Below are 24,510 nucleotides of genomic sequence, written 5' to 3' on the forward strand. Positions count from 1 at the left end.
GATTCGACACCCACAATCAAAACTGGTAACTCTCACCTTTTCAAGGCGATATGTCAGATCAAGTCGAGACTAATTCATTTTAAATCTCTAGCCCCGCACCATGCTTACGCAACCACTCTTTACGCTCGTTCCAATCTGGTAGAATTTTGTCCACTTCATTCCAATAAGCGTCGTTATGGTTGCGATGATGAAAATGGCAAAGTTCATGGACTACGATGTAATCAATGATCTTTGGTGGCGCCATCATACATTTCCAGTGAAAGTTTAGGTTGCCACTGCTACCACAGCTGGCCCAGCGGTAGCCCATATCTTTCACTTTTACTTCAGCAGGTGTTACACCAACTTTGGGGGCGAAGTAGCGCACACGCTCCTGAAAACGCTGCAAGCCTTTCTCAGTGTAAAAACGTTCAAAAGCCTGCTTGGCGCCATCTATTCCGGATGTTTCAATCAATTGGCGATTCAAACAGAAACGTCCGTCTTTCAGCATGAGAACATTTCGCTGCTCAGAGGCAAGGCGCAATTGATAGGAACCGCCTAGGTACAAGAAAGATTCGCCACTGACAAACTCCCGAGTCACTGCCGTAGCGTTCATGTCCCGCCATTCGGCAAGGTTGCGGTAAATCCACATGCGCTTACTTTCCACCACAGCATCAACCTGTTCTGGACTAAAATGCTGCGGCGCACGAACCACAATCAAACCGTTTCTTTCGATGACAATATCAGTCGTCGACCGGGTAGTTCCGGACAAAAGTTGATAATCGATATCTCGTATCCGTCTGGGGGTCATTCGGTACTCAAGCCTTTTATTAGTTCGTCATGACGGTTTTTGGCGAGCTTCATTATCTCAACCGCAATACGCTCACGGTTCAGTTTTAACTCGTCAATGCCAGTCAAGGTCAGTGCGGTTTTAATTTCACTTCGCACCCGTTTTTGTTTGTCACTATTTTGCCAGAAATCGATACTGCCGATGCTGTGTTGCAGTACTTCCACCACCGATTCCATCAGTTCTTTCATCTTTGCTTTGGCACTGTCTGGCACAGTTCCGCCAAAGGCTTCGTTGGCGATGTGTTCGAAGAACGTTGTCGCCTCTTTACTCATGCCTTCTTCGCCCTGTTTGCGTCCTTCAACCGCTACAGTCCGCAACTTTTCCAGTTCTTCCGCCAGTTTGTCCCACTGGTCTTGGTACTGCTCTATCAACTGCTCAACTTTCTCAGACAAACTCTTATAGAACGCTGGGTCTTCATCGTTGTGAACAGTACAGTGTTTACGGATGGCATGTTCCATCTCGCTGGCCTTTGCTTCTGAATTGCCTGCTGCGTGCTGGTTCAGTTGCTCCAGGAAGTTTTCAGAGAGCAGCTCAACTGGCGGAACCTTAGGATTAATGCCAAGACTTATCAAATGTTCATTAATCAAATCACGTACTTTCTGGCCTGCATCTCCCAAATTTAGCGACTCATCCTTGTAGCGCTCCTTGGCAACCCGTTGAATATAACCAAAACGCTTCGCAGGGATACGATAAGCATGTGCAGCAATATGAGGCATAATGATATCGAGACTGCTTAGAAACTTTTTCAGATATACATCGAAGTCTGCTCGCAGTTTTTCATCTTTTAGAAGTTTCACCGCCTCATGCACAACAAGAGCATCAGCTTGAATATCAGGTAACTTGCCCTCTACAAAGTCTTTTACTCCAGCCACTTTGTTTTGCGAGAACAACGTTAGCAAACGTTGATAGCGTTCCTGCAGTACCGGCACTTCAGACTGAATACTCTTTAGGCCAGATGCTAATTCTTGCTGCTCATCCGTCGCTGCATATAACGTTAAAGCATCCGTCAGATTGTTCGTCAGGCCGATATAATCAACGACATAACCGCGTTGTTTGCCTTTTTTTACCCGGTTGGTTCGTGCAATAGCCTGCAACAATGTGTGTTCACGAATTTTCTTATCTAGATACATCACCTGCTCAATCGGCGCATCAAAACCGGTGAGTAGCATGTCACATACCACCAGAAATGCGATCCCTGAATGCGGTTGTTCCGGATCATCAAAAGCAAATGGCTTGCAGAAATTATCCACAGCATTCCATGCTCGGGCCTGCTTTCGCGCCTCAGTCACATAGGCTGCTTCATTGGTACCATCCTCCGAGATGATCACCGCAGCCTTAAGGAATTCAACTTTGCGTATGAGCGTTTCATCTGGAACTTTTTCAGCTTTCAAGCTGACAACTTGCTCGGTCAGCGCCTGATGAATTGCTTTTTGATAGCGCGCAGCAGCCAGTTTGGAATGGCACACGACCTGGGCTTTAAATCCATTCGGGAAAATATGTTGCAAATAGTGGCGCACCATATCCCGAGCAATCGCTTCAATACGTTTTTCAGCTTCTAGAATATCGCCGGTCGCACCATACTTCTTCTTAATGGCCAGCAATTCTTCTTCGTTTCGGTCTTTAAATAGATTTTCGAATGCGGTTTCAAAACCATGTTTATCGTTCAACGCAGCATCGGCTGTCCGACCTTCGTACAGGATCTGAAGAGTGGTACCATCTTCAACGGCATCCATCAGCTTGTATTTGTCGATGTACTCGCCAAAACGTTTCACAGTGCGTTTCTCACCGTGGCGTTCGGTAATGAGTGGCGTGCCGGTAAAGGCTATTCTTGCCGCATTAGGAAATGCTTCAAAAATATTATCACCTAAGTCAGAACCCTGAGTTCGGTGCGCCTCGTCAATCATCAGCAAAATGCGGCCAGAGTTGTTCACAACTCCAAATGTTTGCTTACCGGGCATGGCCTGGTAAGTCCCTAACGCTTCCGCAACAGCTAAAGGGAGGCTCTGCTCATGCAGCTGAAATTTGTGCACCATCACCATGTTAATATCAGAGCTGTCACTGGACAGATCTTTGCGCAGTGCCTGGCGCGACTCAATCACGTTTACCCGGCCACCAATCAACGTAGCAGTCTCAGTAAGCTGCTCCTCAAGATCCGTGCGGTCGTTAATCAGCACAATTTTGTAGTCGTAAAGATCTTTTGAAGCCCGAAGCATGCGAGCCACAAACACCATCGTGAGGCTCTTGCCTGATCCCTGGGTATGCCAGACAACGCCGCTCTTTTCTTCGGCGTTGTTACCATTGCGCAGCCGTTCGATGATCTTATTAGCTGCACGAAACTGTTGGTAACGGCACACCACCTTAATACGCGGGCCACCGTCGGTATCCATAAACACAGAACAGGTGCGCAGGATGCTTAACAAATTTGGTTTATTGAGCATGCCATTGATTAACTTCTGCTGTTGGCTCATCTCTAAAGCTGTTTCATCAGCCTGTGGCCACTGGGTCTTCCAAGGGTAAAAATGTTCTTCGCCCGATGTGATGGTGCCATAGTCAGCCTCTAAACCGCAGGTGCGGATCAGCATTAAGCTGCTGTGAAACAGTCGTGGCTCACCTTCACGCAAACCGTCTTTCAGCGTTTCTTTTCGACGGTTCATATAGCGCTGCAGCTGAACAAAAGCCTCTGCCATTGGATTGGCACAGGTTGGGCCGCCTTTTTTGCATTCAATGACCACAAGGGGAATACCGTTCACGAACAGCACGATATCGGGAACGATGAATTGCTTCACACATCCCGGAGTCTCGAGCCGAAATTGGTTAATCGCGGTAAATTCGTTATTGGCCGGGGCGTCGAAGTCGATTAGCCGAACCACAGGGTCCTGTTCACCGCTTTCCTCGTTCACATCCACTTGTGCTTTAAACAGTAATCGCTGAATGGCTTCATTCGCCTCCAGCAAAGTGCGGTTCGGTTGTCGTAGCAGCTGATCTTGCAAATCCTGTAGTTGTTTTGCTGTGAGCCAAGTCTTGCCTAAAGACTGGCCCGGGTTTATCGCAGCAACAGCCCGATTAAATACTTCTGGTAGTAACCAATGTCGGAAATCTGGCCTTAAACTTTTTGCAGGGTCAGATGGAATTTCCTGACCCTGATCAATCACGTTCCAACCCAATGCTTGCAATTGTTGTAAAAAGGGTTGTTCTACTTCCGTGTACTCACTCATTAAAGAGGTCCTCATCGTTAGCGGCAATAGTTGGCCGCGCGGTGATATAAGCCTGGCGAGGGTCGGTCGGGTTCTGTGGGAAGGCCAACATTAAATCGCCTTTGGCAACTAATGGCGCCAGATGCTGCGCTCTAAGGCTTTCAGCATCGCGGCTAACGAGCTCGGCTAGGCAAGGCCTTGTGACATAATGACCATCACATAATGCCAATAGAATGCGTTGCATCCGCTCTGGACTGACCCTCTGCTTTTGACGGGGCTCACGGGACATCTGACGCAGATGCTGCAGAAGCGTCGGTGTTAACAGTGTCAAATCATCGACAACGGCTGCAGGGAGCAGCGGTGATACCAGCCGTCCTTGATCGTCTGACAGTCTTTTATCTAGATAGCTGCCAACACTATCCAGTGAGCTGTCATTGTTATCTAGGGGGTTGCCACCGTTATCTAGGGAGCTAACACTGTTATCTAGGAAGCTGTCGCCGCAATCAAGGGAGCTACTAATGTTATCTGGGGAGTTCGCATCATTACCAGCGACACCAAATACCTGATCAGGTGTTGGTAACTCTTGGCCGACCAAATGGTAAACCGCACCACGGCCATGGCCATTGATAGACAGGAACTCATTTTTTACCAGAGCACGCAGATCGAGGGTAATGTCATGTGCATGATCACCACTAATCTCTGTAACTCGCTTATGCGTGACGACACTCTCAGTCGCAGCGATAGAGAGAATCAAGCGCTCCAGCTCAGTCAATTGTTGAAAGTTATCCCCAAACATATCATGCAACTGCTGCAGTACTCCCGGAGGCATCAATTCCAGCATACGCATGATTAGTATGGTTTGAGGTGGTTCATCCACCTCAAACAAAGATGGTGCCCGCCAGTGTTGACTGCGCCAGCCACTGAAAATCTTTGGTAAGCCAGAGCCAGCACGCTCACCTAAACCAATCATCAAAAACATCTGGTGCATAGCCCGGTTACGGCAGTCAGAGTCACCACCAGCAACAGCCTGATCTCTGGGAATACGCATATTGCCAGGATTACGGAAAACAATCATATCCGGATGACGCCCAACCAACACAGATACAGTGCCGGTGTAGTCGGCATGCACTATCGTATTCACTAAGGCTTCACGAATCGCTTCATGTACTGGTGTGTCGTCTTGGCGCTGCCCTTGCTTCAACCGGAACGGCACCTTTAAAGATTCAGGATGGGTTAGCTTGCCGTAAACAATACGGTAGAAATCAAACAGATTACCGCTCCAGGTCCCGTCTGGGCATACCCGATCAACCCAGCGTTCATCACTGTCGTTATCGAGGTGCTCGCGGTAATCGACAAAATAGTGTGGTGCCGCATCCTGAATTGCATCCCAGGAACCAAACATCAAAACACCAGCCAGCGTAAGGCCTTGTTGTCCGCTTTGGCGGTCACGACGCCAGCCCTTTAATTTTGTTAACAGGCCAAGGTCGTCCTCTTCCAAAAAAGGATGGCTAGGCTTGGCATCACGTAACATTTTGCGGTATATCGTTAGGCTACGCTTGTCGATATCCTCGATGCCAAATCCGGGCAGAATTTTATTATCGCGCTCATCTTCCACCTGCTCGGCAAGCATACGTCTTACTGCTTCATCCGCGCATTTACGATCCCCTTCCTGCAAGCGGCGGTAGGTATTGCCAAACGGGTTAGCCCCTAAATAAACCGGCTTCTCATGCCGGGTCGCCTGACGGATACTCACGCGGATAATCTGCTTATCAGCAATCTGAACAACTTCAATATCCTGATTATCAACCAGATTACAGCTGATCTTCTGGCGGTTATTAAAGTTATTAAACAACTCAGTCACCAGCCGTTCGGGCTGTTGAATACCAGAAACCCGGAACTGACCCACAGGCTTTTCTTCAATACCTAGTAAAACCACACCGCCGTGGGTATTGGCAAAAGCACTGACTGTCGGCCATAAATCATGAGGTATCTCACCTTGTCCGTCCCGGCCAGCAGCTTTTTTGCACTCCAGCTCACAGGACTCAGACAGATCCAACAACCAATCCGGAATTTGTGTAGTATTCAGTAGCGTCATCAGGTGGCTCCTTGCTCCGGTGACAACGGGGCTTTTACGGTGTCAACAGATACGGGTACTTTGCCAGTGAGTAGATCGTGCATTAGGCCAGATTTTTGTTTTTGTAGTTTATAGAGACTCTCTCGTTGACATTCCAACTTACGGACTACGCTGTTTAGCATGTTCGCAATCAGATTTTGTTCCACCCTAGAATCTGGAACAAACATCCACAGAGATCTGATATCACCGACTCGGACATGCCCAACTGTTGAACCACCAGAAATAAGGTCCAATCTGTTTTGTATTGGTACAGACTGAAGAGCGTACAGAAAAAAATCTGCCTCAATATTCTCTGGGTTAGTGCGATATAACATCATGCGTTGTCCCAAACACGCTTGGAAGTGTCTCTCAGGAATTTTACAGACTTCACCAACAGGAGCTTCTCGCGTTATGACAATATCACCTGGCTTAGGTTTCCCTCTCGCAGTCCATATCTCATATGAAGACAGATCTGTGTATACCAGCTCTGCATCAACAAACTCACCATTCCGAACATTTGGAGTTCGTATTACTGGAAAACCGTCAGGAGTAATTGGTGGAGTCCTATTTTTGCAGTCAATAATTCTTTCACATACGTCTTCGCATGTTCTTAACGCCCAATCTTTCGGTATCCAGCCTATAGGTGTTTCATGATACAACTCCGGTGCCTGCTCGCGTGGTGGTCGCAGCTTGCCGTCGGCGCCAATACCCCGGGTAAACAGGTCGTGCATTAAACCTGCTTTAATCTGTTGGTACTTTTGAATCAGCTGTTCGGTTTTCTCAATAGCCAGATCGATGGTTTGCAGGATATGGACTATTTTTTGTTGTTCTTGTATTGCTGCAGGAAACTTCACCTGCAATATTTTCCCAAGATCCTTTGGAACGTGAGGCACTCCGGTGCCAGTTCTCCTATTCTGAATCCATTCAAAATTCATATTAAAAATGTAAGTGAGTAGGCAATTATCAATCAACGATGTAGGTGTTAAACGCGTGACGGTTGACGCTACGACACCAGAAAGCCCAGTAGCTGCCAATCCGGAGCGTTCACCATCCCATAACATTAAGATGTCATGAGGCTTTGCAGATACTCCACCATAGCAGTTTGCATAACCATCGCTTCTGCCTGAAAGTGCTCCGGCACCAAGATAGAAATCACGATCCTCACCGGGATCATCCCATGTGTCTACTTTCTTGCCCTTTTGAAAAGAAACTAAATCTTTTAGAGCGTGCGTAATCCACTCACTCATACCCCAGCTCCATTAAAAATGCCTGTAACTGAGCCGAAGCCTGATCCCGCTCGGTCTCGATGGTTTTGGCTGTAACGGCGTATTTGCTCCAGAGGTTTTCAATAGCGCGAATGCAACGACGTTGCTCTGCCTTGAGATAACTTTGATAACGGGTTAACAGCAACCGGCGCAAACGCTCTAGGATCAAGGTGCGGGCGGCGCTGGCATCGATTTTGGCGCGAGCAGCTTCAACCAGTTCGTCACGCTTGGCTGCGATGCCTTTAATCGTCACTTTTAACGATTTAACCTCATCCTCTAACACTTTATGGCGGGCAAGGCTTAGCTCTAGTTGCTGAGCACGCTGATACGCCATTTCTCCGTTAAGCACGGCATCTTTGATTTGGCTTACATACTCACTTTGGTGCGGGCTTTGTTCCGCAATGGACGTTATACGCAGGCCATTGCGAAATTCCGGCTCGGTCTGCGCGAAGCCTTCAGTGCAATAAAAACCTTTGTTGGCATTGGCTGGGAGTTTTCCGGCTATTTTTAGCTCGGTAAACAGGTTGGTTGCTAAATTTTTCACCAGTTTAATTTGTGCCTTCCACTCTGCGGTTGCAGTTTTCAGGTCGTTTTTCTTGTTGCTCACTTCACTGGCAGGTAGCACGCCGGTATCTTCAGAATCTTCAAAGTCATCTTCACCAGCGGCAGCAAACAACGCCTGCAGTTCTGCCAAACGGCTTTGTGCCAGATCCTGCTCTGCCAGTACCTGTGGAAACTGACTTTGTAAAATTTCCTCGTCAGGGATCAGCTCAGCGCCCCAGCCACTGGCGGCAATCGATTTAAAATCCGCTTTTAAGTCATCCACAAATCCTGCAAATGCGCCACGCACCTGAAACGGCGTCAGCAGTGTTTGATTGGCTAAATGGGTTTCAATAGACTGCTGCAATTGCCGACGCATCACATAAACGTTACGCGGACGCGCTTGTTGATTCGCAGCGTCGGGAGCGAGGGCTTCCACAATAGGTTGGTTCTGCTGCCACCAGGCGTCGACCTGCTGCATAAAGTTTTCATTTGCAGTGATCACGCCCGCATGCTGGTTGATCTGCTGCGCAATATCATGTTTCTCTGACAGAACCGAGGCAAAGCCTTGATAATGGTCATCACATGGCACGAACAAACTGGCGTCAAGTCCGGTGTAGTTTTCCCAATAGTGGCTCAGCGCTGCAATTTCTGAATGGGGTACACCGCCATGCAAGTGAGCGCGTACGTCATGAGGCTCTGGCGGTGGGGCATTATCGACATAACGGCGGATATTGCAGTTATAGTCTTCGGCTTTAATTTCACTAACCGGTACATTGCGAGCGTAACCAGGGATATCCTCACCGGTCCGATAGGCGTTGATGATTTTATCCAAATCTTCTGGGCGCAGGTGATTTTGCGCTTTACCTTCGCGGTATTCTCGGTCGGCGTTAATAAAAAGCACACTATCGCGTTTTGCCGCACCAGCTTTATTCATCACTAGGATGCAAGCAGGAATACCGGTGCCGTAAAACAGGTTGCTCGGCAAGCCAATGACTGCTTCAAGCCAGCCTTGCTCGATAAAATACTTCCGGGCTTCGCTTTCTTCGCCACCACGGAACAACACGCCATGGGGCATGACGGTTGCCAAGCGGCCATCGTGCTTTAATACGGCCAGCATATGCTGCACAAACATCATGTCGGCTTTTCGGCCTTTTTCCGGCATAAATACCGGGAAGCGGCTGGCGAATTTGATGTCTTTTTTAATGTAGTTTTGGCTGAACGGCGGGTTAGCAACCACCCGGTCGAAGCGCTTGAGTTCGTTGTTTTCAGCCATGTGCTGTGGCTCACGCAGGGTATCTTCCTGGCGGATGTCCGCATGGGAAATGCCGTGCAGCAGCATGTTCATTTTACAGATAGACCATGTGGTGCCGATTTTTTCCTGGCCACTGAGTGCTATTTCAGTTGCATCGCCGCCCTTTTCGCGCAAGTAATCGCGCATTTGGATTAGCATACCGCCCGAGCCGACCGTTGGGTCGTATACGCTCATGCCTTCGTCTGGGTCGCAGATTTCTACACAGAGGCGAACCACCTCAGCCGGGGTATAGAATTCACCCGCTTTTTTACCTGCAGAATCGGCAAAGTATTTAATCAGCCATTCGTAGGCTGCACCAAGCAGATCTGGGAATTCGAAATCGGCATCGTGCAGCGGGATCTTGTCAAAGTTCAGTACAAAGTCGGCAAGAGTGTCGTCGTCCAGAGTGCGCTGGCCAATTTTTTTGTTGAAATTGATACCGCTAAGGACATCCTGCAAAGCATCAGTATTGGCTTCTTCAATCGCTGCTAAAGCTTTATTTAACGCTGTCCCGACGTTTTCTTTCACATGCTTTAAAGCTGGGTAATGAGTGGCTTCTTTTTTACCGTCACGAATAATTTCTTCGGTCCAGCCCTCATTCCAACGGGCGCGTGGCGGCACGTAGAAGTACTTGCCTGAATAGTTGTCGGGATCTTCCAGTTCAATGGTGATGTCTTGTGCGCTCATGCCTTGTGCTTTCAAATCTTTGTAGAGTTGAGCTCGGCGTTCATCAAATAAGTCGCTGGCACGTTTAAGAAATAGCATGCCAAAAATGTATTCTTTGTACTCGCTGGCATCCATGCTGCCACGCAAGTCATCGCAAGCAGCCAGTAACAGGCTTTCTAAGCGGGCTAAAGTTAGTTTCATCAGTATCCATTTCCCTTTGCGAAGACCAACACTGGTGTCGGTGTTCAAAATTTATATTTATGACAAATATTGTGGTGGCAGATTACCCGATTTAGCCCGGATATCCCCACAGTTCAGACATCCGCTGTTGGATCACTTCATGATGCTGACGGATGGCCAAATATTCTTGCTGAATGTCGGCGTAGTTCTTTTCTACTTCTGCTTGTCGTTCTGCAGTAGGCAATTCAACCGGAATATTCTGCAAATCGGTTGCCTTAATTATTTTCATGGCTGCGCCTGTCGCGGCCTCGGCCAGATAAGCTTGAATCAGCTCTGACGATAAATAGCGATACAAGTAGATACTACTAACCATGGAACGAGGGCGGATGATGACAAACAACTGACCAGCAATCCAATTATCACCACAGTGTTCAGGTACCAAAGCAATGCGGCCAATATTACCTTTAACAGCGAGCAAAATGTCTCCCGGCTTTAGGCGCTGAGCTTCAGCGCGGCGAAGCTGGCTTTCATCAGCCCGAATACGCTTTTCTGGGGTCTTAAGGAGACCTGCCTCATCAATATCCCGCGCACCAGCCTCAAGAAAGATACCTTTTTCACTGGCGTGAGCATCTTCAGAAACAATATTTTGGGCTCGGATAATTTCAGCGACCGCCCCCAATGATTGTGCTTCTGTTTTTTTCAGGGTTGCAGTTGCCCGTCCGTATTGGTAGCGACCAAACGACAGGTCGAAATCGTTGTCACGTATTTGTTCAGCATCAACAAGGATGCCGTACATACCGACTTCAAATTCATTGACCCTCTCAGCGAGTGGTATTGATCCCGCTCTAAATTCGTGTTTCGGAAACTCAAACAAGGCGATTCTATCATCGACTTGGCGGTGTTTGTTGATGACTATTAGCACTGGCGGTAAGGAGGTATTCAACAATATGCCTGGTGGTAGTGTAACAACGGCCTGAAGCCAGTTTTTTCGAACCAATTGTTCACGCAATGATGCCGCTGAGCGTGAAAGAAGGGTTGATTGAGTGACCATCACAACAGCTCGATCTGTTGCTTCGTTCATTGCTCTTTCTAATGCCCCTTCTTCTGAGCGGATACGACCTTCAAGCGTGGATATTTGCGCTCCCAAAGGAGGGAGCGAGATAACGTTTGTGCTAAAAGTTTGGCTTGGCCTAAAAATCATCTCTGGTTGAGAACCGATCAGTGTAGCGCCAAGTAAATTTGTAACTACCAGAGATAGAGCATTAATGTTTGATACAAAGACATTGGCTTTCGATGTGTCCTCGAGCTGGCATAAAACGATAAGACTGGAATCATGGTAAAGCGATAGATTGGTATCCGAGTTAGCTGTAAGTTCCAGAATCTCTTTACCAAGTCCCGGTTCGATAAAAATAGAGGGTGACCGGCCATCAACTGATTGTGAAAGCTCAACTAAGGCTGTAGCGATTTCCTGGTTACTACAGTCTATTGTTGCGACCTGTTGAATTAATTCTTTTACTTCATGCTCAGGTATTCGATCAAATAGACGAGCCTCTGTTACCACGTAGCCATAATCTTCTAGCTCGTTAGCCATTTTCTTATAGCAATTTGCAAGCGACTCGCACGATTGGTCCAATATTTCTGTGTTGTTGTTTTTCTGCCAGTCCCTCCAAAGCATCAGAAAACAAAGTTCACTAAGAGCATCCGTGGGAACAAAGCGTATTTTCAGTAAATCAAAAAGATTTGATAGCACTGATTTAGTGTAACTCATGCTTACCTCCAACTTTTTTGCGTGAAAAACTATCAAGGGCATAAGTGGTGATAAGCGTATCCCCGCACTCAACAACAACTATCCCGCCTTTTTTATGAATATCAAGTAAGTCCTTTTTCATATTTTCTAATGCTTTAAGCAATGCTTCGGTGTTTTTTTTGTTGAGAATCAGCTTATCACCGTGCTCTACACCGAATTGACTCACAAGGTTAACTAATCCTGTAGTAATACCACGCTGACTCATACGTTTTTGAATATGTCTTGTGTGCGCCATAACCCCTCCTCACCAAACTACTAATTAGTATTGTCCATACTAATTAGTAGTTCAAGTGGTTTCGTTGCTTTTTTACTTAATTTTCATCTTTGCGTTGATAAATTCATAGCTGCACGCCGGTCAGTCCTGCGCAAGAATTAGGCATTAAAGATGATATTGCTGGATAGAGATGAGGCGCTGTTTAAAGCCTTTTAAATCAAATAGCTAGAAATTATCTTTGACTTGAACTTGGCCATTATTAGCTCTGCATGAATGAGGTCATTGTCATTTTTCTGCTGCTTTCTTTCATTAAACCTAAGATTTAACGCAGGGTCAGGGTTTATCCCTGTTGGTGGTTTTGTGCTTTGAATGGGATTTTCTGCTGCAGACTCCTCAATACTTTCCAATAGGTCTACTGATTTTTGATAGTTGTAGGCCCCAGGTATGGCTTCGTTTAAACGTTGTGCATATTCAACCAGTTTCGGCTCAGCCAGCATAAACATATAGGCTATATTGGTTTGATCCTGCGTTACCCTTAGCACTCTGCCTAAAATCTGCCGAAAATAAAGCTCGGTGGTAACATCGGTAAGATTGCAGCAAACCTGCAGCCTCGGAATATCGGTTCCTTCACTGATCATGGCGATACTGATAATCCATTCCGACGCGCTTTTCCTGAAGTGTTCGATTAATTCAGGTGAATCATCTTGTCGACAAGACACCAGAATCGATTGTTTTTTAAAATGGCCTGACAAAATTGACTGGATTTGTATTGCATGCAAATACGATGACGCAACAATTAAACCACCCGCTCTGGCTGAGTTTTCACGGAGTATGTTCAGCTGGTTAATGCTTCTTTCCAGCATATGCTTGATGACTTCAGGATGTCTAAGTATTGATTGATAGCTGATACCGCCTTCTTTTAATAAGGTGGCGATATTGTGATAGGTAATAACGCTTTCAGCATTTTTTACAATAACTTGCTCAATATCGATGGCGGTAATTTGTGGCATCCGGCAGACGTTTTCTTTTATTGCATCCACCATGTCATATTTGAAATCGCACAGAATGTTACCGTGTGGATCGGCGTATTTTGCAAATGGTATGGGTAAGGTATCCGTTCGCCACGGCGTGCCTGTTAGCGACAGTGTGAAAGTGGCTAAGTTTTGTATTGTAGCAAGCACCTGTAATCCCCAGACGTTTGCAGGTGATTCACCATCGCCGGCGCAATGATGGATTTCATCAAAAACTACCAAAACTCTGCTATTACTGAGATCATTCACTAAATCTCTAATTGTGTTTAAAGAATGGTAAGTCCTTGATACGCCAACAGCACCTAAACGACCGTTAAACTTTCGGTGTAAAACCTTTTCAAAGGTCGTTTCAATGCTTTGGCAGACAATTTTAGATGGGGCAAAGCAAACGATGTAATCAATCTGATCATCATCATAAAGTGCTTTAGCTATGTGGGCTGCAACAATGGTTTTCCCGGCACCAGGCGAGGCTAAAAGTAGAAAATGAGTCTGTAATTTAAAGGTTTCCAGAGCATTATTTTTACAGCGAGCTTGCCAATTTCTTAACATGACTTGGCACCATGAGTTTGTGTTTTACTGATTATTTTCCTGATGGCATTTAGACGACCGTAGTATTCCGCCGCCTGGTCTCTTGTCACACAGAGCAGAGAGTGGATAACGTCATTCTGTTCTGGGAATCGTTGTAAGAAATCTTGGTAGGCATCAATTTCTCCGAGAAGTAGTTTTAGTTCGGTATTCACTTTTACTTCCTCAGCGAGCAAATTTTCCGGTTCTGTTTTAGCTACGGGCATGATGTGAATCGTTTTCTGCAAATTTTCTCCGTGTAACATTTGCGCAAGTTCCGTAGTGATACGGTACCCTCTGTTTTTTTTATCACCAGTCGCAACAAGCAACTTTCGTGATGATAAGACATAGATGTTTCTTGAAACAAAACGTTTTATCTGAATATTGGTAAGTTTAAGTTGATGCTCAGCAGTGCTTATAAGTTGTTGTCTACTAAAAGTATTTTTATTTATTTCCAAAAGTACGGTTTTGAATTGCGGATTTATGGTTATCGTTTTATCGGTCATTTCGGGTTCTGAAAAATCTTGTGCATAGGATTGCTAAGTATACAGAAATAAGCAAAACTTAGACAATCTAAGCATGAGGGTTTTACGATGAATACAAATTGCACAACAATCCAATCCCAGAGCGCCTTAAGCAGGCCAGAAATAAAATTGGTATCTCTCAACGCGAGCTTGGTATAAGAATCGGTATGGATGAAAGCTCAGCTAGTGGTCGCATGAACCATTATGAAAAGGGTAGGCATGTACCTGATATTCAAACGCTGAAGAAAATGGCTGATGAGTTGAAAGTGCCGCTGAACTACTTTTTTTGCGAAGATGCGCAGAGTGCTGAGTTAGCTATTCTAGTTGCATCATTAACAGCAGAACAAAAAACGAATTTAATTGACGCACTGACTCGTTTTAAAGCTGAGTAGTTAAAAAATCATCCAACCGTTCATACCACGTCGAACTTGGTATGATCTTCCAATTTCCCTTGCCACATCATGATGAATTACTTGTGAGTATTCTGGCGCGCTTCGTTTCGCGCCAAGGTCTAAGAGACGATAAATCTGCTTTAGATATGCTTTTTGGTTCGAGAAATATTGTGCCTTCGGCGTTAATGCAGGGCCATCTTCAAGACTTACTCTTGCAAGTTGGACATATATGGCCAGTCAGTGCTGAATACATCCTAGAACAACATTCTGTATTACCCTTTTTTCGCTCTTTTGTTGAACCAGAGCGGTTTGAGGTTGTGCAAAATAGCTTAAAATTTAGTGATAAATCCCATGTGATGACAAACATTGGAATTAACGCTTCCAACGTAAAGTGGCCAAGGTTTTACCGTTTTTGTCCCGTTTGTACGCAAGAGGATAACGAAAAACTGGCTTATTCATATTGGCGCCGGCTATTTCATCTGCCAGGCGTCATGATCTGCCCTAAACACCATTGTTTTTTGCACGATAGCTTTAAATTACTTCCTGAAAGACGGCATGGTTTTTTAGATGCATCCCATCAGGATGTAAATACAAACATGGCACTGATGTTTTTAAAATCAGATCATCCACTGTTAAAGCTGTCGACAGCACTCTCGAACTTTTTGAATACTAAAACCTCATATGTAGCACCTGCGCAATGGTCTGAATTTTATCATTGGCAATTAATTGACCATCGCTTCGTCGTGGGGCGCAAGACGGATCATGCCAAAATTAATGAGGTCGTTACCAAATACTGGGGAGTCGCATTTTTAGATAAGGTTGGTTTAGATTTCAGATCGGACAATAACTGGCTACTAGATTTTTTTCGCAAGCAGCGTCGCCACTATACAGCTTTGCATCATCTGGTCTGTATTATGGCACTCTTTCCATCATACTCACTCTTACAGGCAATTGATGAGGCGGCATCAGTTACTCAACCTACTGACAAGTTAAATGTTTATAAAAATAGCAAAGCAGAAGAAAGGGCGGATTACTATCGACATGCGTGGCTTAAGTTAATCTCTCAATTTAGTGTGTTAAAAGATATTCGCTGCACGCAGGAAGGTAAGCGGATTTATTCTTGGTTGTTTCGGTTCGATAAAATGTGGCTTCAGAAACATCTTCCAGTAAATGCACGTATTTCAGCTGGCAGTTCGATTAATTGGAAACAAAGGGATCTTGATTTAGTTAAAAAATTAATCCGGATCCGTGATCAAAGTGATGATAATTTGAGTTTGCCTAGAATGACCCAAACTTGGTTTATCGCACAAACAAATATCTCTTGGGGAGTTTTAAGTCATTTGGCGAAGATGCCTCTTTGCCATAGCTTTTTCATTAAATACGCTGAATCCATCGACGAATATCAAATTCGTAGAGTTCTCGCTATTATGATTGACTGTATAAAAAACAGAAAGGCTATCCCACGGGCTTATGAAATTGAGCGTATTGCAGGACTTAGCAAACACCGCAGTAGACAGGCTGTCAGGCTCGTTCTCGAATTGGATCTTAAAGCATTTTCCTTCAACCCGTTGGCTGCCGAAAAATTTGGCGGTAAAGAACATAAACGGCGTTTTTATCAATAAGCACATATTCTCAAATAAGCAGATTTTCATTGGAGTTGAATGGGAGGATGGAACCCGCAATTCGCTGCCGATAGAGATGGCCAGTAACTTAGCTGTAGGCTATCAATTTGACAATACAAACCACTCTGTAAAAAACGAATACAAGACTAAAACTGTTAATGTGATAAGGCAGATATCTGTTGATAAAAGTCAGCCACATTACAGATATCTGTTCGAAACTGATCAGGGGGTGATTAAAATCACCGCTTTTGAATTAGCCCGCGTGTTGTTTTTCCATAATCGTCATTTAATTAAAGCGGCTTACTCCTTCAATGGATTGGCTGAGCTTGTATTTTTGGATGAAACGGTATCGCCGGTGCAAATCAGTTTTCCAAATTCTACCTCTTATCCAGTAAGTAACTTGAGTTCACAGAAAGCGTTGAAACATTTTGCATGGTTAATGTTGGAGCCAGAGGCCAGAAGAAGTTTTTTTACGATTAATCACTGTTTCCGCGAAAATTTAAACGAAATCGGTTTTAATTTCTGCCCGCCAAACTTGAAAGGCTGGGCTCTGAAGATTGCAATTGATAACGATGATATGAACGCAGTCACTGAGGTTAAACGGATTGCGAGCATTCTATATGCACCAACCACAGAGCGTTTTTATGGTATCGAGATCGTTCATCCAAAGAGAAAGTTTATTGTAAAACCTGAAGGCAAACCGGGGCCGAAAAAACCGGGTAAAACGCCACAGGTGGATATTGATCCAGAGCTAGATCTTGGTGCCATTCCCGGATTTGGTAAACGCCGTCACATCGATAGCTCTAGTCGCTTTTCATTTAATGTTGTAGGGATCGGCGCGGTTGTTTTTGCCGAAGGTCAACCAACCACCGGAAAATCAAGGGTTGCCTCAACGGAAGCGCAAGTTAACCCAGAAAAAGCAGGCGTTGGCTTACCCGCTAAGGAAGGAAAGGCTCAGGAATTCGAACCGGTGCTTAATCAGAATAACGATGACTTTAAGGATGCGGCCGAGTTACCGCACAGATTCCTGATATTTGAGGAAGTTGTTAATGAGCTGAGGAATATTAATGGTATTCGTCTTGAATCGGTAAGGTGCGGAGAGTTCCCTAAACCAACCAATGGAAGTACGACAATTTTAAAAACTCAGGATGGAAAACCGTTGCGTTTTTTTATTGCCACATTTGAGTTAAAAGACAATCACATCATTTTGCTTGAAGCTGATACAACGAGCTTAGTGCCACCGACAGGTTCCGGAACCTTGATGCTCGGTCTTAAGCCTGACGCGTCTGAAAACTTTAACCAAATTATTCAGCATTTCGCAAATCAAGGAGCGCAATGGCAACACAGGTTTATTGAGGAAAGGACAATCTATTTCAAATCATGTAGCCACCCTCGAACTAAAAATAAAGTCAAAACATTCAGTGACGAAGAATATAAAGAATTATGGTCAGCAAAATTAGGTGGCTTGTTAAAGGCTTTGCTTAATGAGATAGTTTGATTTCATTAGATTTGTTGCTGATTAACGCCGCCGATTAGTAAATTCAGTAGTTATTTTTAATCAGTCAGTCGCTCTCTATTAGTGTCCAGGTAGTCCAATCCTTCCCCTAAGGAGAAACGCGATGCTTAAAACATCTACTCACATGTCACTGGCACTGCTTAAACAGTATGAGTTGCTGTATTGTCGGCCTGGAGTCGACTATAGATTGCCAATTTTCTCAAATCGTAAAACTTAAAGAATACAAAATCACCCTGATAAACAACGCCGTAACGGGCAAGATTAAAATCATGCCAGAGATGGTGGATAGCTCAGTAAGGAGGCTTTATGACAAATAATTCTGCAAAAGTTATTGGTAATCTGCTCAGTGAGCGCAGTAAGTTTATTCTAATTGGCTTAACGGGCCGGACGGGGTCGGGATGCACCACCGCTGCATCTATTTTGGAGCAAGCTGAGCCAAATTACCCGGCTTTGAGCGATGTTAAACTTGAAGGTAAAGACTACTTTCAGGGGCTTGACTGCCATCGTTATAACAATATCAAGCATTTTGCTACGAAAAACCATCATAAGTTTTTCTCTATAAAAGTTAGTGACTTGATTTCAGCATACTTCTTTGCAATGCCAGATATTGCACTAATAGAATTTATATCTGATTGTGCAGATGTCGATGTTAAAGCTGAGCTCAATAAACTTGTTACATCTAACAACTTTATCCAGACAAGGATAAAAAGCTCAAAATATCAGTCCATAACAAAGAAGCTTTTGAATCACAAATCAGAAGAACGACTAAACGAAGAAGAATTGTCTGAATTTATTCTCTATTTAACAATGGTACGAAAGTTCACCGATTTCTTTAAACGTCAGCTAAATGAAATTGAAGCAAAACTGTACTTAAAAGCTTATCAAGCTGCGGGTAATTCAATACGAAGAACAGGAAGTATTCAGGCAGGTTTTGAGTCTCAACATTTTAATGCTGATTCGATTTATCACCTGCCAGAGACTGTGAATAAAGTTGTTAAGTTAATTCGAAAGCTCCAGCACAGAGAGAATAAGCCTTGTTACGTTGTAATTGATGCTATTCGAAACCCATATGAAGCTAAGTTTTTTAAAGATCGCTACTCTGCCTTTTATCTTGTATCTATAAATGCTCCAAATTTAGATAGGAAAAAGTATCTTCAGAATGTCCACAAATATTCTGTTGATCAATTTGACGATCTTGAAAAGAAGGAGTCTGGAGAGGCAGAAGGAAGCTACGCAGACCTTATTAGCCAAAATGTAAAACGCTGCATTGAGATTTCAGACATTCATATTTTTAATCCACGCAAAGAGGCGGGTAATCACAATGTGCTGAAAGCACAGTTAGCTTGGTATGTATCGCTAATGCAGCATCCTGGGTTAATCACACCAACGGCTTTGGAGCGGGTAATGCAAATTGCATATACCGCTAAAATGAATTCTGGATGTATTTCCCGACAGGTAGGTGCGGTAATAACGGATAGTGATTATTCTATAAAAGCGGTAGGTTGGAATGATGTGCCTAAAGGGCAGGTTCCGTGTAACTTGAGATCGCTTGAAGCTCTAAAGAGTAGCTTTGATCCGGTGGAGTACAGCCACTATGAACGAAATAATGAAAAATTTAGGAATGCAGCAAATCTGCAGCTAATAACCTTTTTACCAATTCATAATGAAACCGGACGTCCATTGTCGTATTGCTTCAAGTCAATTAAAAATGGCATTGATGACAACAAAAATCAGGTACATACCCGCTCTTTACACGCTGAGGAAAATGCATTTTTACAAATAACAAAATACGGCGGTATGGGAGTGCAAGGAGGCAAGCTGTTTACCACCGCAAGTCCCTGCGAACTATGCTCTAAAAAGGCTTATCAGCTTGGAATTAGCGAGGTTGTTTTTATCGACCCTTATCCAGGTATAGCGATAGACCATATTTTAAGTATTGGCAGTAACCCGCCTAAATTGACGCAGTTTAGGGGCGCGGTCGGGAAAGGTTATCATCATCTTTATGAGCCATTAATGCCATACAAAGACGAGCTAAGCTATCTGGCTAATTAGAGGTATTTATGTTCACGGTGAATTATCAAACTAATCGCATTAGCCCGGTAAAAATCAAGACCTTTAGTGAGTTGGGCTTTACCGAGCGTAAACACCTACAGGAGTGGTTAGCGCACCAACCTGACGCACTCGGTGAAGAACTGCTGATTATCCAAAAAGAGTTTGATGGCTTTGATGATACCCGCGAACGCCTCGACTTATTGGCGCTGGATAAAGATGGCAATCTGGTGATTATCGAAAACAAATTGGACGACAGTGGTCGTGATGTGGTGTGGCAGGCTCTAAAATATGCCTCTTACTGTGCCAGCTTGACCAAGGCACAAATTGTCGAGATCTATCAGCAGTACCTTGACCGTTACGAGCCTGCTTCTAGCGAGCCGGAGGTAAACGTACCAAAACATGCCGCCGCACGGATTTGTGAGTTTTTAGATGCGCCAGACCTTGATGAAATAAAATTAAACCTAGGAAACAGCCAGCGTTTAATGCTGGTTGCTGCTAATTTCCGCAAGGAAGTGACCAGCACAGCACTCTGGTTATTAGGCCAGGGCATTAATATCGCGTGTCTTAAAATTACCCCGTATGCACTGGGCGAACAGTTACTGATTAATATCGACCAGATTATACCCACCCCGGAAGCCAAAGAGCTGATGATTGGCATCAGTGCTAAAGAGGCCGAAGAAAAAAGCACCGAAGTGGTATTAAAAAACCGCCATAACGTGCGGCGTGATTACTGGGAACAGCTTTTAGATGCTTTTCAGAAAAGCAGCAGTTGTCAGCTTTATAGCAACATCAGCCCCAGTAAGGACCATTGGCTATGCGCAGGTTCAGGTGTCACCGGTTGCCCCTATAGCCTTATTTTCAATCAAAAGGAATTGCGGGTTGAGCTTTGGTTTGGCCGCAACAGTGCTGAAGAAAACAAATGGCTGTTTGATAGGGTAATCCAGCAAAAGGATAGCATTGAGTGTAAGTTCGGCGCAGAGCTTGAATGGTTACGCCTAGATGATAAAAAACAATCTCGGGTGCAATATGCGGTAAGACTGGACGGTTTTAACCGCGATGTATGGCCAGAAGCTATTAGCTGGCACGTCGAGCAGATGAGCAAACTTGAGCAGGCTTTAAAAACACCGCTACAGCAATCTGCGCAAAGTTTAAGGCTAAAGGATAAGGGATGACTGTTAGGGTTTTAACGTGCACAGCCGCTGAAATTTTAGAGGGTAAACTGATAGGCAGTAATGAAGGATACAGGGCTGTCGGTCAATTATCTATCCCAGAATATCAACGCCCCTATTGCTGGCAGGAACAACAGCTTACGCAGCTTTTAACAGATATTCGATCTCAAAAAGAGCTATCGTCAGACCTTCCTTACTATTTGGGCAGTTTAATCCTGCATCAGGATGGCGATAAACTGAATATTATTGATGGCCAGCAAAGAATAACAACGCTGGTGTTGATCGCCACTCTGCTGCAACAAGGCCAGAACTTGCCATTGGTCAACTCACTGGAATATGAACATCCAATCAGTCAGCAGCAGATCAAGCACAACCTAAAGTGGCTGCAAAGCTGCTTTAGTGAGCAACAAGGTCAATGGCAAAGCTTATTAGATTTCACCAAGCTGCAATTTACTCTAGTGATTACGCAAACGGAAGATGACGCCTACCGCTTTTTTGAAACACAGAATACCGGTGGTGTGCGTTTGGGTGGCCCAGATATAATCAAGGCACATCACCTGCGTGCTGTAGCTACCGTGCACCAAAAAACCTATGCTAAACAGTGGGAAGCATTGGGCAAGTTGGATGATACCGTCAACGCACTGTTGAAAGGGCGTTACTGGCAGCAGATTAATTTGCGCGAACTGCCTTCGCACCAACAGAAAAAACAGCTTCGCGATACCATTGTATCCGAACTGGCTCAGCAAACCGGTAAGGGTACTGACATTGCGATTGGGCGCGTTTATCGCCAGCTTGGGTTGGCTGGTGAGGTTAGCCAATATCTGGCTCAGCAAGGCTACGAGCTACGTCAGCCGCTAAATGCCGGTGTAAACAGCATTAGGTATTTAAGCTACTTTCAAAGCCTGTATCAACATTACTGGGAAAAGCCTGATTTGCCCCATTTACCTGCCTATCAAGCTTTTATAGCGTGGCTAAAAGGCTTGGAAGGCTGCAGTTATTTAGAAGGGTTATACAAAGCCTGCCTGCTCCAATACATCAGCCAATTTGGTGAGAGCCAGTTGGAAGCAGCTGCTAAGAAGTTGTTTAGAGTGGTGTATTCTCGCCGGGTAAGTAACCAGAAAGCCGTGCGTGAAAACTCAATTTATGCCTTTGTCAGAGACACTCCGGTTTTGGACTGGGTTGCACTCAGCTACACGCCAGAGCAGTGTTTTCAATACCTGGATAGCTTTAGTCTGAGCTTAGATGGCAGTAACCTCGATAGTAACAGCGTGAAAAAACGTTTTATCAAAGAGGTGTGTAACTTCTTTAAATTGTCCTTGACCCCAGATGATTACAAGCAGCGCTTCACTCAGGCATTAACGAATAAAGTGGCTGGAGGCCTGTAATGACATCATCGTCTAATCCCAATCAAGTAGATACAGAACTGCTGACCTTGAAGCAAGTGCATAAGCTTAACTTGGGTTTTATGATCCCCAGCTACCAGCGGCCTTATGTCTGGGCGGATGAGGATGCAGTTAAGTTGTTCGAGGACATAAAAACAGCGTTTGAATCCAATGAGGAGGAATACTTTATTGGCAGTGCACTTTCTGCCCGTCGTGATACGGCAACGCACCGTGTTTACGAGTTGATTGATGGCCAGCAGCGCACCACCACCTTGATGCTTATGTCTATCGCCTTTAAAGCCTCAAACATACCCTGTGAATTGGCTGAAGTGGCGGTACTTGGCAAACAGTCGCGGCTTGGGTTTGATATTCGTGAATCTGTTAGCAACTTGCTTGGTAGCTTTGCCGGGTTGGATGATTTACCGCGGCCAGGTGATGAAGAAATTAAGCAAGATGAGTACCTGCGCACACTGGCAGCCAATTTGAATGTATTAAAGCAGCAAGTTGAAAAATTAAAGGGAGATGATGGCTTCGATCTTAAGGCTTTTGCCAACTACCTTTTAACTAAGGTGGTATGGGTTAACAACATCGTCCCAGCGACCATGGATCTTAATCGACTATTCTCCAGTATGAATACTGCTGGTATTCAGTTAGAACCAGTCGATCTGCTAAAAGCACGGCTGTTAGAGAAAATAAAAACCAACAAGGCTCTATACAGTAAAATCTGGCAAGCCTGCGAGCATTTAGACAATTACTTCGAGCGCAACCTGCGGCAGACGTTTGACAACGTAGATTGGAATGTCCTTGAGTACAAAGATTTGTCGAGTTTAAGTGCCGCTTTCATTAAACCGGAAAATGCCTCGAAAACAGAGTTACGCTCCGGTAAGTCGGTTGCTAGTTTGCTGGCAGAAGTTATTGCTGGTGATGCACCAGAAAACGCAAAAGAGTCAGTGCAATCTGATGGCACGGACATTATTGATGTCGAAACGGTGTATTGCCGTTCCATTATTAGTTTTGAATTACTGTTAATTCATACCTTGCGCATATTCTGTGCCCAAAAAGGTTGTAGCGATCTAGAACCACGAATAAAAGCTGGGAATCTTCTGGCATGCTTTGGCGTACTGGTACAACAAGACGAAACCGAAATTAAAGCCTTTATCGAACTGTTGTGGCAAGTGCGTTATCAATTTGATTCCTGGGTAGTGAAGTGGGTTGAACACGATGACAGAGAGGATCCTCATTTACGTTTAACCAGTATCAGCCGTTCGCTATCGAGTGGAAAATATTATATCAATCGTACCGCCAAGGAGTTAAGTAACCTGGTGCAGTTGCAGGCAGTTCGCAACTTTACAGGTGACCGCTCGGCCCATTATTGGCTTACAGCTCTTCTGGCCCGCTTGATAGAGTACCCCGATATGACTGAGGGGCAGGTTTTGATAACTCTGGAGCAATTAGATAACTCTTTGTCGTTAACGGTTGAAACCCAAAAAGAAGCTAGTTTCAAAATAGCGCAGGGGCAACAGCCTGCGGTTGCCAAATGGAGTGAGCAGAAAGCTTACTTTGAAGACAGATTGGGCACCCGTTTTGAACATTACTGGTTTCAGAAGCTTGAGTACTTGCTGTGGAAGCAAGGAGATAAAACGGTCGAAAAGCTGAAAGCTTATCGCATTACCTCAAAAAATTCGGTGGAGCATGTGCATCCGCAGCATGAAGAACATAAAAATGCTCTTGAAGACGATGTACTACATGCCTTCGGTAATCTGGTGCTGTTAAGTTCAAGTGAAAACTCATCTTACAGTAACCAGACAGTACTAAAGAAAAAAGCAGATTTTGACAGCAAGCCACGTTATGACTCACTGAAGCTACAAGCACTGTTCAGAACCTTTAAAGATTTTGACAACGTGTGGCGGGTAGAGAGCATCAAAGCGCACCAGACAGAAATGTTAGATATTTTAGAACGTCATTATGCGTTACATTTTGGATGATTAGGTGAAGCTTGGGATTTTTGCGGAAAGATTCGATTAAATTTTCATTTGACTGAAGTGTACTAGCTCAGACTTGATCTGACAGTTACCAGTTTTGTGCTGGTGTCTGTCAGATTAGATTCGAGTCAGATTCTTTTCTGCCCAAATCCGTTTCCCATCAATCAATGTGTCAAC

General features: G+C 44.7%; 15 protein-coding genes and 1 pseudogene. 7 read left to right on the forward strand and 9 right to left on the reverse strand.

The annotated features are described in order from the left end of the window. Positions 1 to 79 precede the first annotated feature (79 nt). The 9 genes from N3Z11_RS17440 to N3Z11_RS17480 all read right to left on the reverse strand — a co-directional run bounded on the left by N3Z11_RS17440 (position 80) and on the right by N3Z11_RS17480 (position 14,200). Positions 80 to 787, reverse strand: coding sequence for a M48 family metallopeptidase (locus tag N3Z11_RS17440; protein WP_260658481.1), 708 nt, complete (start codon positions 785 to 787; stop codon positions 80 to 82). Beyond that, on the reverse strand, positions 784 to 4,041 hold the full coding sequence (locus N3Z11_RS17445) for a type I restriction endonuclease subunit R (protein ID WP_260658482.1): 3,258 nt from the start codon (positions 4,039 to 4,041) through the stop codon (positions 784 to 786). The genes N3Z11_RS17440 and N3Z11_RS17445 overlap by 4 nt, the downstream gene beginning before the upstream one ends. After that, a complete protein-coding gene (locus N3Z11_RS17450) occupies positions 4,034 to 6,115 on the reverse strand; it encodes an RNA-binding domain-containing protein (RefSeq protein ID WP_260658483.1) in 2,082 nt (693 codons plus the stop codon). Before N3Z11_RS17450 ends, N3Z11_RS17445 begins: the two co-directional genes overlap by 8 nt. After that, complete coding sequence (locus tag N3Z11_RS17455; protein WP_260658484.1) at positions 6,115 to 7,380, reverse strand: restriction endonuclease subunit S; 1,266 nt, start codon at positions 7,378 to 7,380, stop codon at positions 6,115 to 6,117. Before N3Z11_RS17455 ends, N3Z11_RS17450 begins: the two co-directional genes overlap by 1 nt. Continuing rightward, positions 7,373 to 10,099 (reverse strand): type I restriction-modification system subunit M, encoded by a 2,727-nt coding sequence (locus N3Z11_RS17460; protein WP_260658485.1) that lies wholly within the window; start codon positions 10,097 to 10,099, stop codon positions 7,373 to 7,375. Before N3Z11_RS17460 ends, N3Z11_RS17455 begins: the two co-directional genes overlap by 8 nt. Before the next feature lie 91 nt (positions 10,100 to 10,190). Then, entirely contained in the window at positions 10,191 to 11,846 is a 1,656-nt protein-coding gene (locus N3Z11_RS17465; protein ID WP_260658486.1) for an N-6 DNA methylase, read from the reverse strand. Next, the gene (locus tag N3Z11_RS17470; protein WP_260658487.1) at positions 11,833 to 12,120 is read right to left on the reverse strand and encodes a hypothetical protein; all 288 of its coding nucleotides are present in this window, start codon (positions 12,118 to 12,120) and stop codon (positions 11,833 to 11,835) included. Before N3Z11_RS17470 ends, N3Z11_RS17465 begins: the two co-directional genes overlap by 14 nt. A gap of 191 nt (positions 12,121 to 12,311) precedes the next feature. After that, positions 12,312 to 13,679 carry a DEAD/DEAH box helicase gene (locus tag N3Z11_RS17475; protein ID WP_260658488.1) on the reverse strand — a complete coding sequence of 456 codons (1,368 nt, stop codon included), beginning with the start codon at positions 13,677 to 13,679 and terminating at the stop codon, positions 12,312 to 12,314. Beyond that, a complete protein-coding gene (locus N3Z11_RS17480) occupies positions 13,673 to 14,200 on the reverse strand; it encodes a hypothetical protein (protein ID WP_260658489.1) in 528 nt (175 codons plus the stop codon). The genes N3Z11_RS17475 and N3Z11_RS17480 overlap by 7 nt, the downstream gene beginning before the upstream one ends. A gap of 98 nt (positions 14,201 to 14,298) precedes the next feature. Between N3Z11_RS17480 and N3Z11_RS17485 the strand changes: the two genes are divergently transcribed. From N3Z11_RS17485 to N3Z11_RS17515, 7 genes and pseudogenes are all read left to right on the forward strand, one after another. Further along, on the forward strand, positions 14,299 to 14,610 hold the full coding sequence (locus N3Z11_RS17485; protein ID WP_260658490.1) for a helix-turn-helix domain-containing protein: 312 nt from the start codon (positions 14,299 to 14,301) through the stop codon (positions 14,608 to 14,610). A 41-nt stretch (positions 14,611 to 14,651) separates the two neighbouring features. Continuing rightward, a pseudogene (locus tag N3Z11_RS17490) lies at positions 14,652 to 15,968 on the forward strand (TnsD family Tn7-like transposition protein); the annotation flags it as partial. Between the two features lie 112 nt (positions 15,969 to 16,080). Then, on the forward strand, positions 16,081 to 17,730 hold the full coding sequence (locus N3Z11_RS17495) for a Tn7-like element transposition protein TnsE (RefSeq protein WP_260658491.1): 1,650 nt from the start codon (positions 16,081 to 16,083) through the stop codon (positions 17,728 to 17,730). Positions 17,731 to 18,054: 324 nt separating this feature from the next. Further along, complete coding sequence (locus N3Z11_RS17500) at positions 18,055 to 19,800, forward strand: anti-phage dCTP deaminase (protein WP_260658492.1); 1,746 nt, start codon at positions 18,055 to 18,057, stop codon at positions 19,798 to 19,800. Positions 19,801 to 19,808: 8 nt separating this feature from the next. Next, positions 19,809 to 20,972 carry a DUF4268 domain-containing protein gene (locus N3Z11_RS17505; RefSeq protein ID WP_260658493.1) on the forward strand — a complete coding sequence of 388 codons (1,164 nt, stop codon included), beginning with the start codon at positions 19,809 to 19,811 and terminating at the stop codon, positions 20,970 to 20,972. Beyond that, the gene (locus tag N3Z11_RS17510) at positions 20,969 to 22,354 is read left to right on the forward strand and encodes a DUF262 domain-containing protein (RefSeq protein ID WP_260658494.1); all 1,386 of its coding nucleotides are present in this window, start codon (positions 20,969 to 20,971) and stop codon (positions 22,352 to 22,354) included. The genes N3Z11_RS17505 and N3Z11_RS17510 overlap by 4 nt, the downstream gene beginning before the upstream one ends. After that, positions 22,354 to 24,336, forward strand: coding sequence for a DUF262 domain-containing protein (locus N3Z11_RS17515; RefSeq protein ID WP_260658495.1), 1,983 nt, complete (start codon positions 22,354 to 22,356; stop codon positions 24,334 to 24,336). The genes N3Z11_RS17510 and N3Z11_RS17515 overlap by 1 nt, the downstream gene beginning before the upstream one ends. Positions 24,337 to 24,510: the final 174 nt, after the last annotated feature.

It is taken from the genome of Rheinheimera sp. 4Y26, from assembly GCF_025245835.1.
Classification (GTDB): Bacteria; Pseudomonadota; Gammaproteobacteria; order Enterobacterales; family Alteromonadaceae; genus Pararheinheimera.